The 12690-nt window shown below is 47.7% G+C and carries 9 protein-coding genes; 4 read left to right on the top strand and 5 right to left on the bottom strand.

The annotated features are described in order from the left end of the window. Positions 1-219: 219 nt before the first annotated feature. The 4 genes from AT710_02720 to AT710_02705 form a co-directional block, all read right to left on the bottom strand. Positions 220-543 carry a hypothetical protein gene (locus tag AT710_02720; protein ID KUO92633.1) on the bottom strand — a complete coding sequence of 108 codons (324 nt, stop codon included), beginning with the start codon at positions 541-543 and terminating at the stop codon, positions 220-222. 103 nt (positions 544-646) lie between these two features. Continuing rightward, complete coding sequence (locus AT710_02715) at positions 647-1480, bottom strand: hypothetical protein (protein KUO92632.1); 834 nt, start codon at positions 1478-1480, stop codon at positions 647-649. Between the two features lie 158 nt (positions 1481-1638). Then, the gene (locus AT710_02710) at positions 1639-2934 is read right to left on the bottom strand and encodes a hypothetical protein (protein KUO92631.1); all 1296 of its coding nucleotides are present in this window, start codon (positions 2932-2934) and stop codon (positions 1639-1641) included. Between the two features lie 71 nt (positions 2935-3005). After that, entirely contained in the window at positions 3006-3602 is a 597-nt protein-coding gene (locus tag AT710_02705) for a phosphoadenosine phosphosulfate reductase (protein ID KUO92634.1), read from the bottom strand. A 531-nt stretch (positions 3603-4133) separates the two neighbouring features. Between AT710_02705 and AT710_02700 the strand changes: the two genes are divergently transcribed. Together AT710_02700 and AT710_02695 are read left to right on the top strand one after the other, a co-directional pair. Continuing rightward, a complete protein-coding gene (locus tag AT710_02700) occupies positions 4134-5639 on the top strand; it encodes a hypothetical protein (GenBank protein KUO92630.1) in 1506 nt (501 codons plus the stop codon). Between the two features lie 216 nt (positions 5640-5855). Beyond that, positions 5856-7568, top strand: a complete 1713-nt coding sequence (locus AT710_02695) for a radical SAM protein (GenBank protein KUO92629.1) — start codon at positions 5856-5858, stop codon at positions 7566-7568. A 211-nt stretch (positions 7569-7779) separates the two neighbouring features. On the opposite strand, the gene AT710_02690 is transcribed toward AT710_02695, so the two are convergent. Further along, positions 7780-8682 carry a RimK family alpha-L-glutamate ligase gene (locus AT710_02690; protein ID KUO92628.1) on the bottom strand — a complete coding sequence of 301 codons (903 nt, stop codon included), beginning with the start codon at positions 8680-8682 and terminating at the stop codon, positions 7780-7782. Positions 8683-8750: 68 nt separating this feature from the next. Between AT710_02690 and AT710_02685 the strand changes: the two genes are divergently transcribed. Continuing rightward, positions 8751-12089 (top strand): hypothetical protein, encoded by a 3339-nt coding sequence (locus AT710_02685; GenBank protein KUO92627.1) that lies wholly within the window; start codon positions 8751-8753, stop codon positions 12087-12089. Then, positions 12079-12675 carry a hypothetical protein gene (locus AT710_02680; GenBank protein KUO92626.1) on the top strand — a complete coding sequence of 199 codons (597 nt, stop codon included), beginning with the start codon at positions 12079-12081 and terminating at the stop codon, positions 12673-12675. The genes AT710_02685 and AT710_02680 overlap by 11 nt, the downstream gene beginning before the upstream one ends. Positions 12676-12690: the final 15 nt, after the last annotated feature.

Below are 12690 nucleotides of genomic sequence, written 5' to 3'. Positions count from 1 at the left end.
AAGCGTAACGGAAATAAATATTTTTTGTCGCAAAGCAAACTGTGAAAATAGCTATGCAAGCAAAAACAACGACGCTATGGAATTCGAGCAGGAACCACTTACGAATCAATGAGAACAGGAATATTTCTCCATAATTCATGGGAAATAAAGGTATTGGCCTTAGATCAGAGAAGCTATGCTGCACATATCTCATTAGTGTTTATTTTTTATGTATCTTGTTTATGGATGCGACATTATGAGTATTGCAATGACTATTCCGTATATCGCTATCGTCTCAACGAAGGCCAGCACCAGCAGGAACATAACCATGTCCCGCTTCTCCAGAGATGCGGAAACAATAGCGGCTCCAGCCGTACCCATGCCTACGCCGGCTCCACCGGCCGCTAATCCAAATGCCAGACCGGCACCTATTAGTTTCTCTCCGCTTGGTGATGTTGAGGAAGAGGTCGTTGCATTGGAGCTAGCGCTAACGAGCATTGCCGCAGCCAGCATTGCCAGGGCAGATATCATTAATGCTTTTCTCCATTTATTTCCAGCCATCATACTATTCGAACCTATCTTCATCATCCGATTTTTAAGCATAACTCTTATGCGGCCACACGTACCAAATAACATCGAGCCTCGCCCTTTGTGAGGGGAAGACTTGCTAGAAGAGATACCAAGCATCCTTAATTAAGCTGAGCATGTACTTGCGCTCGTATTGTCTAAATGCTTTGTCGCTGAACCTCTTCCTGAGTGCCTTGGCGAACTTAATGTGGGCGCTAGCCACTATTGCTTTACGGGTTCTTGATGGAGGGTGCTCGGAGCCGTGATGCATGTGATTGCTCATAACTATCCAGGGAGTCTCCCTAATCCCGCTCAAGTAAGCCAATATGCCTAGTACTCCCTCATCATTTATGAATGGCCTAAGCTCGGGCGGAACCTCTAGGAACGCCTCCTCCACCTTCCTAATGATGCTTAATTCAGGAAGCTTTCTGTAAACCACGACTTGCTTGGGCCCAATGAAGAGAACAGTGCCCTTCCTCCTCAAGCCCGGCTCATACACCCTGTACCCAAACACTGGAATACTGGTTTCCCCTAAGCTTATTTCCCCTATTTTCCTACTCCTCAACATGGTGTTTGGGGCGCCTCGGTTCCAAGCCTCCCTATCTAGGACAGTGTACATGTCGTAATTCATTGATGAATGTGCCTTTGGGAAGAGGGGGTCAAGGATGTTATCGCTATCCATTATTGCGACGTCCCCCTCCCCCTGAAAGTCGCTCAGCATTGTGAACCACGTCCCACTCCTACTACGCCAATTACCAACCCTCACCTCAATAGTGCTGGGAATCACTTTACTCAATACCTCCCTCTGCCTATCGTGAAAAACATTATCGACATAAACAATCGCTCTCCCCGGCTTAATTAACTCAACGTTACGCGTGAAGTACTCCAACACCTCGTGAATCCTGTAAAACGGCATATATGTGGCCAGTATCATTTAAAATCAGAGTCCAATAATGGGGTTTAAAAAACTACAGGAGGGAAAGAAACTGACTCCTTCCCGCCCTAAAGGGCGAGGCTTGTGGTCCGTTTTGTCATTGCGTAGCATTATAAAGGAGCCGTTCCTTAATGGGTTTGGAAACGGTTCTCCAGCGATTAGAGAATGTTTTGAATTATTGATTTGGCGGTGGTTGCATCTATTCCATTTGTTTTCTCCACTTCCCCGGTTCCCCTATTATATGTGAAGCTACCCTTCTCGCTGTAAATCCTGATCCTGTGGCTGAATACTCTCCGAATCGTGTCTGAATTGATGTGCCGCTTCCTAGAGTAATCAAAGTTTGACCCAAAGCTCTCAGCCATGGCTAGCCTAGCCCCAACCCGAGTCTCCTCGCCCTGAGCAACGCTTCGAATTATGGAGGGGAGTTGAGTAAGCGAGACGAAGGATCCGCCCTGCCTCGCTGGCTTAATTCCGCTTGGCCACCTAATGTAGAGTGGAACCCTTAGGACGCCGTCCTCCAGGAAGTACCCATGGCTGAATCCGCCGTCTCCCAATAATTCCCCGTGATCCGAGGTAACTATTATTAGCGAGTTATCCATCACTGGTTTAAGTCTCCTAATTATGTTGATTGCTTGGCGGGTCGCGTAGCTGGAGTGAATTGGGTATCTCCGCCTCCATATCTCCACGGCCTCCTTCGGAGGCTCTCCATTGAAGACCGCGTCCAGGAACGCATTTACCGAGAGGGAGTCATCTATATCGTCGGCAACGTAGGGGGCATGTGCCTCCATCATGTTAATTAGGAGGAAGAATTTATCTCCCAAATCTATTCCAGTCCTTTTCCCGCCCTTAACCGCATCATCCAGTATCTCCATTATTAGGCTGGAGCCCTTCTCAAGTATCGGCTTCTCAGCGACTCCCATCCTAGCCAATAATTGATCCGCCTTACTCCTAATGAAGTAGTAAGCACCCTTAATCACTAAATCAATGCGTCCCTCCCTTAATAGGTTTCTGATGAGCTTGATGTGGCTTTTCCCGTACTGTCTAAGCAAGTCGTTTAAGTACGCATCGCTCAGCGAGTAAAGAAATCCCCTTAAGTGAATGGATTTATCGACCTGCTGAAACCCATAGAATGGAGTTATGAAGGGATTGGCGCTGATAATATAAGTCCTATAACCATCCCCCCTCAACTCCCCTAATATTCCGCCACTCAATTCGCTTAGCCTACTTATCGATAATTCAGCCATTTTCTCCCCAACATATACTCCATATGATTCGTGAACCCCATGCTGGCTTGGGTACATTCCCGTGATTAGGCTCACATGGCTTGGCAACGTCCATGGCGCCGGCGCAATGGCATTCTCATACTTAATGAAGCCCAACTCACCAAGCATCTCAAGCCCTCTCCCATAATCCTCCCTCAACGTATCAATGATCAACACAACTACATTAAGCATTAAAGCGAAATAGCGGGTAAGCTTAATAGGATTACTATGTGGATAATTGCGAAACAGCGCGAAACAAAAGGTTACATGTATCCATACTTTCTGAGCAGCTCCATTATTCCCTCCTTGTCCTGAGCCCTGCCCACCCTCTCCGGCGTTCCCTCCAAGTCCTGCTCCCAAGCCGGCTTATCCCCGGTGGGCTTGGACTCATACTTATCATCAATGCTCCTAAAGCCCCTATAGTATAATGGATTTATGGGCAACTTATTGCCTAGGGTATAGTCCCACACATCCCTCTCCGTGAATGGGAGAATGGGGTGAACCCTCACGTGAACCGGGTTCTCGCGCCTACTGAAGAATACCTCACCAGCCCTCGCCGGGTTCTCGTCCCACCTAATGCCTATCAATACCCCCTCATACCCCCCATCCCTAATGAACTCATTCATGGGCACTGTCTTCAATAAGTGATTGGCCGCCACGTTATTTAGGGCGTAGCGGAAGGTGGGGGCCGTGTAGCCTATCCTAACTAGTTCCTCCCTATCTCCGGGCGATAATTCGCTTACCTTCACTTCATCGCCGTACCTATACCCCTTAAGCCTCTCGTTGCCCTTGAATATGACCTTGATGCCCCACTGCTTCTCCACCTCCTCAATGAATTTGAGTGTCTCCTCAAAATGCATATAATGATCAATGAAAACCACGTCGAATTTCCCGCCGCTTCTCTCCTGCGCCTTAAGCGTGGCGTGCAGAACAACAGTGCTATCCTTCCCAGCGCTCCACACAACCACCACCTTCTTAAAAGTGGTTAAGGCAGCCTCAGCAACGGCCTCGGCTATAGTTGCTTTATACTTCAACGGCAGCAAGTCAAGTCTCCTTTGTGGCGTTGTCTTGCTGAGAAGTATTGTTAGGTATTGTTGTGGGTCAAGACCCCGTGCCTCGCTCTCCTCCAGTATCCTCCGCGCTAATTGTCCTGAAATCGATAACATATAACCCCCTGTCCTCCCAACTATTTAAAGGATTCCTAGAGCTGCAATGATGAAAAGGAACTATAAGTCCAAATCTTCTAGGGCTGGGAAGAGATCAATTAGAGCTTTGGCTTTCCAGTGTTGGCTTCTTCCCCATCATTTAGCTGGGGCTTATTGATCGTTATGTTGGCGTCTCTTAGCACGAAAAAAGTTAAAGCAATAGGGATTATGGTGGATTTGATGTAGATGAGGCTTAGTCCAAGGGTTTTAGGCTTTGTGTCGACGCTGCTCTCGCTGCTTAGTGGGGCCGTGTATAATATAGCCATAACCAGGAAATTAACGCTGGATTACTTGGGGCTCTTAAATATTGTTAACGCTGCCGTCGCCTTCTCGTCTCTTCCCGTGGCTATTCCATCATTTACCGTGACCAGGTCCGTGGCGAAGGATGGCTCCATCGACTTGATCAATTCATTCAAGCTGATAAGCGTTTTCTATGTGATTAGCGCATTAATGTCAATGGCATACCTAGTGCCGTTATGGAGCGAGGCCGGCGGCTCCGCCTTCCTGATTCTAGTGATCACTTTATTAACGGCGCTAATGAGCTATATTCAATCAATTACTAACGCCGCTCTATTGGTCAAGAATCGATCGGCATTCATTGGCTCAAGCATAATTAATTCAATGGCGAAATTATCGGTGATACCGTTAATAATGGCGCTGAATTGGTCCATAGAGGCGGTTCTATGGAGCACCTTCATAATAGTGCTCGTTTCCGCCGTTTATGCATTAATCAAGACCGTGCCTCTNCATAGGGCCTCGATGGGGTTTAGGGCCATGTTTAGGTGGGCACTAAGTGCTTCCTGGGTATCAATGATGAATTCCATTGCTGACACCATTTCATCCCTCAGCACAGAGGTGATAGGGTTGCTAGGCACACTAATTGATTTAGGCGTCTGGAACGTATTAAGAGCTATTGGTAGATTATTCACGATGCCCAATGTAATACCTAGCATAATGTATGGGGAATTACTGGAGCGGNATAGGGTGGAGGTAGCTTATAGGGATATGTTTTTATCATTATTCATAAACACGGCGATAGTGTTGACAGTGGCCGGCTTTGAGCCGCTCATAATAGATCTATTGAGGCCCAATGATCTCAACCTGATAGGCCCATTATTCCTACCAATACTTCTATTCCTTATTTCAAACACCGTATCCCTAATAAATACGTTCACGGATAGCCTGATAAGCGGAGTGGATAGAGTGGACTTCAAGGGGGAAATTAATCTAGGAACCTATTGGGGGAGCCACATAGGGTTCTCCAAGATGCTTCACCTAGTTAGGGCCTCGATATACATAGTTCTAGCCATACCCATCTTCTACATGATTCGGGGCCTCCCATTCGCGATAGTCATGGCATTCTCCATCTCAAATATAATAGGCTTCTCGGTCTCGTTCACGCTGAGGATGATTAGGATAAGGAGGATGCGAATAGATTTTCCAGCATCGCATTTATTGATTGATTACGTGGCGCCAACGCTAGTCTCGGCTGCCGCCATTTACTTAGTGACGCTTTACCTGCGGTTCAAGCTGGTTCACGACGTATATGTAACGCTTGCCGAAATAGTTATTGCATTTCTAGTATCAACGTTGGTATACCTAGCCATAACATTGCTGATATCAAAGCGGTCCCGTGATTTGTTTAGAATGATTATGAGGAGCCTTAGACTAATGCTGGCCTCCTCCCCGTGAGTTTTCTAGTTCTTTTTAATAACGTAGGTCTAAGGCAGTGGCGTTTCCTGGGGCTCCATATTTTCATATTGATCAGCAATTCCAGCGCATATCATCCTCATCAACCAAATGCCTTATCATCACGAAGAAAAGCCTCAGCTCACCTCCTTATAATCACTCCCTCATTGATTTTACATATTGAGGCAAGATTTAAGTCTTTACCCGCTCCCTAAGTCCGTGGATAGGGTAGTAGTATTGGATGGCTATGATGATGAGCCCGCTGGATTAGGGGTACCGCCGTACCTAGATATATACGCCAGGTACGTGGCTGGAGCCATATGGCTCATAGATTCATCTATTGATGTCAAGTACCTAACAATAGATCAAGTGCGCCGTGATTGGTCCACATTCATTAAGTTAGTCTCATCCTCTAGATTACTTGTCGTGCTTGCGGGGATAGTTACTCCAGGCAAGTACTTGGGCGGCGACCCCATAAAGCTACGGGAGTTAGTGGAGATCGGTAGGCTAGAGGTTCCCAAGATGCTTGGGGGACCAGTCGCTCGCTTCGGCTTCGGAGCTGGCGGCGGATCCATAGCTGTTCCCCGCTCATTCTTCTCTAAGTATTATGACCTAGTCGTGACTGGGGACATCGATTTAGCAGTTCATGAGGTCATCTCCAGGGGTTTCTCCCTTGAGCGAATTAGTCCAGCCATGATTCATGCCACTTATGCTAAGGTAAATGAATTCGCCGTAAAAGGGGCGCGAATAGCCACGCAACACCCCAATTACGGCGGTAATCTAATAGTTGAGCTTGAGACTTATAAATCATGCCCACGATACGTGAGCGGCGGCTGCAGCTTCTGCGCCACTGTTAGGTACGGCGGAGTTGAGTATAGGGATGAGGAGGCAATAATGAGGGAAGTCGAGGCCCTCTACTTGGCAGGGGTTAGGCATTTTAGGGTGGGTAGGCAAGCGGATATATTGACGTATAAAGCCATCGACACAGGTAAGCTTGATTTTCCCCGGCCCAATCCAGATGCCATTGATAGGTTATTCAGGGGGATACGCAGTGCTGCGCCGGGCCTTAATGTGCTTCATATAGATAACGTTAATCCCGGCACAATTTATGCTTGGCCAAGGGAAAGCAGGGAATCGCTTAAGGCAATAATTAGAAGCCACACGCCTGGGGACGTGGCGGCCATGGGCATTGAGAGCGCTGATCCCAGAGTGATAAAGCTGAATAATCTCAAGATCCTCCCCGATGAGGCCATTGAGGCCATGAAGATAGTTAATGAAGTTGGCGCTGGGAGGGGCGATAATGGCTTGCCTCATCTGCTGCCGGGAATAAACTTCGTGGCTGGGCTGCCCGGCGAAACCAAGGAAACCTATGAATTAAATAAGCTCTTCCTCCTCAGGGTGATGGAGTCGGGAATACTTGTGAGGAGAGTCAACATGAGGCAAGTCCTAGTGCTTGAACCAACACCCCTCTGGACTAATCGCTCCTCAATTCGATCCCTCATAAATAAGCATAAGCGTTTCTTTCTCTCCCTGAAGAACTGGGTTAGGACTAACTTCGACCTTGAAATGATTAGGAGAATAGCTCCCAAGGGCACCATATTAAGGAATGCATACGTGGAGGCAATGGCTAGGGGCGGGGTTTACGCTAGGCAAGTTGGTTCATACCCAATCCTAATATATGTGCCTCAGGAACTAGAGCTAGGCAAGTGGATCGACGTGGTTGTGGTGGATCATGGACCGAGAAGCCTCGTCGGCCTCCCGATACCCATAAACATCAATACTGCTCCCGGGAAGATTTTAATGATGNTTCCCGGCCTCACCAGGGATAAGGTTAACCTATTGCTGAGGAATAGACCATTTAAGTCAATCGAAGAGGTGAAGAATATAATTCAGGACGTGAATATACCAAGTTACTTGGCCTCCTTGCCCTAATGAGGGCGCGAGGCCCCGTGGATTATGCGAATTAATCACTTGCCGTTTTAGATTATTCACTGCCTTGAGATGCCTAAGGTGTAGTTCAGACCAGAATTGAATCAACGATAAAGAGAATGGCAAACCATGCCCTTCAGGTCAGGGAAGAGGTTAGTCGATCACTAGTTAATCTTTTAACATCAGAGNCCCCCGTCCATGAGGGCGGGGTAGTTCACTGCTTGATTTTCCTGATCAAGTTATCGATTATGTGGATGGCGGGATTTATGCCCGTTGCTTTTTTGAATCCCGCCCAGGCCATGGTTGGATTAACCTCCATAATGAAGAAGCCATCAGCCGTATCCATTAGATCCACTCCGGCATAATCCAGCCCCAATGCCTCCGTTGCCTTAATTGCTAATTCCTCGGCTTCTTTATCTAGTTTAGCGGGAAGCGGCTCGGCTCCCTGGGCAATGTTGCTTTTCCAATCAATTCCCCTCCTGAACTCGGCTCCAATTACTTGGCCATTAACCACGACCACCCTATAATCACCGCCCCCCCTCTTTTCCATGTACTTCTGCATCAGTATTGGCTTGTTTATGTTGGTGAGGAAACTGAAGAAATGCATCGCTTCATCCGCATTCCCTATTCTGGTCACGCCGTACCCCATGGCGCTCCTCAGCGGCTTCACAACTATTGGGGATAATCGCTTGGCGGCCCAGTAAGCCGTTATCAAGTTCTCCGTGGCGACCGTGGATGGAACCGGTATCCCGGCCCTAGTTAGCTCTATCTCCGTTGCGAATTTATCGCCTGCGATCACCCATTTATCCACGGGATTACTCACCACGGTGCCCGTGTGCTCAAGGGTCTTGACAGCCCATATCCTGTAATAAAACTGCTCGAAGTCCCTGAATGTACCCATGTGCCGCAGCACGGCCCCCCTAATTCCGGTCACATCCTCATCCAAGTGATGGCCGATCTGTTGATGAACTTGAATCCTCTTATCTATATCTATCCTGAGAAGATCGACATATATCCTCCTTGGGGTATGTCCCCGATCACGTATGGCGTTCTCGAGGTCCCGCACCTCCTCCGGCGTCCAATCTATGTCGTATGCCCTCAGTATTCCTATTTCCATACTCATCGCCTCATTGCTTGATTTTAAATGTTTACTTAATTAACTTAAGGGACTGAGCGCGCCCAATAATGAGCTACACCGCGTTTGGATTAATGGATAGGCCCCTTAACCCCAGTGGATTGCCATCCGTGAGGAAGCGGTACTCAGCGGTCGGCATGGAGAGGGAACTAGGCGATATAGATAAGGTGGTTTCGGCGTTCCTAAGGGGCCGCGACAATTTGCTCGCGGTCGTGGTTGGGCCATATGGTTGGGGCAAGACTGAACTGCTTGATGCTGCCCAGGAACTAATTGAGGGCAAGGGAATAAAAGTGATTCGACTAAGCCTCAGCATAGGCCTGGACTTCAATATAATGAGTAAGATAATCGAAGCCAAGCGAGGCAATGAGTATCTCGTCGTGATGCTGGATGAAGCCGATGAATTGACGAGGCTGGTCTCCATAAGCGGCGGCATCAATGATGAAGTTAAGAAGCTCGTGATAAGCATTGGCACAATCATACGCGCAGTGTTGGAGCCCCGTAATTATGCCCACCAATTAGNACTCAACCCGGAGGACCTCTCCGGCATAATGATGATAGCTGCCTTCACGCCGCACCTCTATTATAATATACTTAAGAATAATTTGCCTGACGTATTCGACATAACGAGGGGAAGAGTGTATAGGGAGATAGTGATTGATGATAGATTCCCCTATTGGTTGTATGAGGCGGTCATAATTAATAGGTTCTCCGCCTACTCTACACCCAATAGGGAGGAGCTCAGGCAATCGTGGGGCGGGGATGAATTTTGGCCTCTCAGGAGGGAGTTCCTATCATTTCTTTACCTAGCCGTGAAAAGCGAGGAGGGAGATACCGTTACCCCGAGGAATATGATAAAGCTCACGGCGAAGCTTCTCGATAAGACCATAGAAATTGGCAAACCACTTGATGCAAGCATCTTCGCTTCATTCCTGGCAGAGGAGGTTAACTGGATTAATCTAGACCTCCTCCGCGAACTCCTAGACACGTATAGGGACCTATCCCTCTTACTGTTAAGCGGTGTGCCTATTCCGCTGGATTCATTGAGGGCCTCCCCACAGTCATTATCGGTTAGCGGCATAGTTCAGGAAGCGCTGGTTATCCCAATTGATCCCGCGGATTCCCATGCAGTGAGCGAAGTGAATAGGATGAGGATGATGTTTGGCATGATGCCCATAGCATTCAAGGATCTGCGGGACCTATCGATAGAGTATGGATCATACTACTCATCATTCAAGGGGAACCGGGTACGCCTAAGCGTGGTGCTGCCCCTAGACGCGGAGGAGGAGATCAAGCGGCTTGGGTTGCAGTATATTAAGACAGCCATGTTGAAGGCCGATATTCATAGAAGTATATTCAGGAGAAAAGAAGGAGCAGTGTTAAGTGATGTGGAGCCAATTATGAGGGAGTTGGCGCATGATGGGATTACGGCAATACTGAGGCACATGGTTAGGCTCATGTCGGGATCCGCCCAATTAAGTGCCCAGAGCAATATAGCTCTCAACGTGAGTGAGCAGGCATTGGATGCCAGGCTAGGCTATGTTGGGATTGAGTGGGATCCAGCAATGGAGAAACTAATAAGCGAGACCATACTGAAAGGAGAGATTAGGCTAAACCAATCGCCTAGAGCCATTGATGGCTTGATCCTAGTGTTGGTGAGTCAATCAATGCTTACGAAGGAATTAGATGAATCGTTAAGGAGGATTGTGTCTAGGCTTCAATGGAAAGGCATCTACCCAGTGGATAAGCATGTCCTCGTGCTCCCCATGGGCTCGGATCAAATAGATGAGGCGCGTCAATTGATCATGGGCCTAGCAATAATGGGTAAACCCAATCCACCCAATGAGTATAGGATATTCATCGAGAAGGCCAGGTCATTCCTAGATAAGGTTAATTCATTTAGGGAGGAATTGAGGAGCGAATTGCTTAGGTATACGATAGGCATACGTAGGAGGGAAAGCAAGAGGGAAAGCATAAGGCACATAATTGAGCAATGGATCTCCGGGGACGCAAGGGACTTGCCGGATTCATTCAAGTGCGGCGAGAAGCCATGCGTATCAATCGTGGAGCGCGTAGTCCTAAATTACTTGAACAAGATGGAGAGACCAGTTACCCAGAGGGAGCTAGAGTCAATAATAGCATCCATACTCCCCGTCCAATTATGGAGGGAATTCCGGGAGGGCGACTTAATTCAATTAATGAGGATGAGGGGACTGCTAATCCAAGTGAATGAGAGGATTCAACCCATTTCTTCCCAATCATTCCGGGCTGGGATCGATGATCTTTGTAGGAGGCTTGATGATTTATCCAAGTCATATGGAGAGGAGCGGGCAATCATAGAGGAGGGGAATTGGAAGATCCAAGTAAAGTTGCCGGGCTCTGGGGAATTCATGCGTAGGATAAGCAAGCTCCGCGATGATTGTAAGGTATTGGGTGCATCCATGAAGCCGAGCGAGGATGAGTTAAAGAAGTACGCCAGCATCCTGCTCTCGGTGGATGATGTAGAAGAGGAAATGGAGGAATCGCGAAGGACGCTTAACAATGAATTGGAGAACGCCAAGTCGCTGCTAGGCGCTTGTAGTGGGGTCCTAAGTAATTTAAGGACTGAGCTAGAGAGATACAGTTCCCTAGTACCTCCAAGCGTTATGGATGTCCTGAAGTCCAAGGCAGAGGAATTAACCTCTATAATAGATGAATCAATATCTAAGCTAAGCGATGCATCTCTGGATGATGCATTAAAGGCGCTGGAATCACTGGAAAGCAATTCAAAGGAGGAGGCATCGAGGATTCTGGAGATGGCTAAATCAGTGTCCAGCATTTACTCTTTGCTCCAGAACTATAATTCAACGCTATCATCAATAGAATCGCTCTCTAAATTGGTGGAGGATTGGTCGCCAACGGTTGATGAGATCGATATGGATGAAGTGGTGAGCGACTTAACTAGGCTAGTGGAGATGGGGGACATCAATCAATTAAATACTGTCTACTCCGATCTATCGGCAAAGGCTCGGCAAGTCAGGGGCTTCTTAATGACTGGTATAGAGAAGGCGCGCGACATGGTGGCTAAGTACGATAATGCGGCCAAATGGCTGGAGGCTAAGGCCATAGCTAGGACACAAATGCTAATGCTTAACCAGGTGGATCAGGATCTCGCCGATCAATTGGAGAGGATAATCAAGGCAAAGACGGAGATAGATGCCAAGCTTAAGGAAGTAGCCATTAAGGTTAATGTGCCGCCTCAATTAATAAGGTTCATTGCATTCAAGGGGCCAAACGTGGGCATAGATGAGATAGAGGCAGGCAAGGCCCTCGGCCTCGAGTCGCAGCAAGTGATCAATTACCTCGAGGTGCTTTGGAGGGCTAAATTAGTGGAGAAGAAGTATGTCTCTTGATGTAGCGGTAATAACTCCAAGGAAGTATCCCATTTGTGCAAGGATTCCCTGCATAGAGGAACCCGAGCCCCATGATATGATAATTGATTTAATGGGCAAGTACTTGGATTATGGGCTCATAACCATAATTAGGCGAGGCAGCGATGCGGTTCCATTGGTAATTGATGGTCGGCGCATAAGATCCATAATATGCTCCAATAGGGATAAATGCATGGAGTGGACGGGGGATAAACTAATCATTAATGGATATCCCCTCTCCATATACCTATCAGTTCTATATGATGAGTTCCTCTCCGAACTAATATATGTGAGGGACACGTACCTAACGGGGATTAAGGATAGGAGGAGCAAGTATTGCGTTGATAAAATAGTGGAGATAGTGCTGAGTGAGCGTAGGCGGGGTGCATCCATTACATTAATGGGGCTGGAGGCATTGATGAGGGTAGGCAAGCTAGATGAAGTCTCGCTGCCCAAATCCACGCTTCAAGTGCTGCAGGAAGCCGGTGTAGTGGATAATTACTCCCTAATTCATCCTCAACTATTGTCCCTCATTCTCAGCGAGGTGAAGCGCCGCGTCTACCCTTGATCAATTCATTAAGGG

Origin of the sequence: Thermocladium sp. ECH_B (assembly GCA_001516585.1) — an archaeon.
Lineage (GTDB): Archaea > Thermoproteota > Thermoprotei > Thermoproteales > Thermocladiaceae > Thermocladium.
Note: the sequence above shows the minus strand (reverse complement) of the source record. Positions and strands in the feature narration are given on the sequence as shown.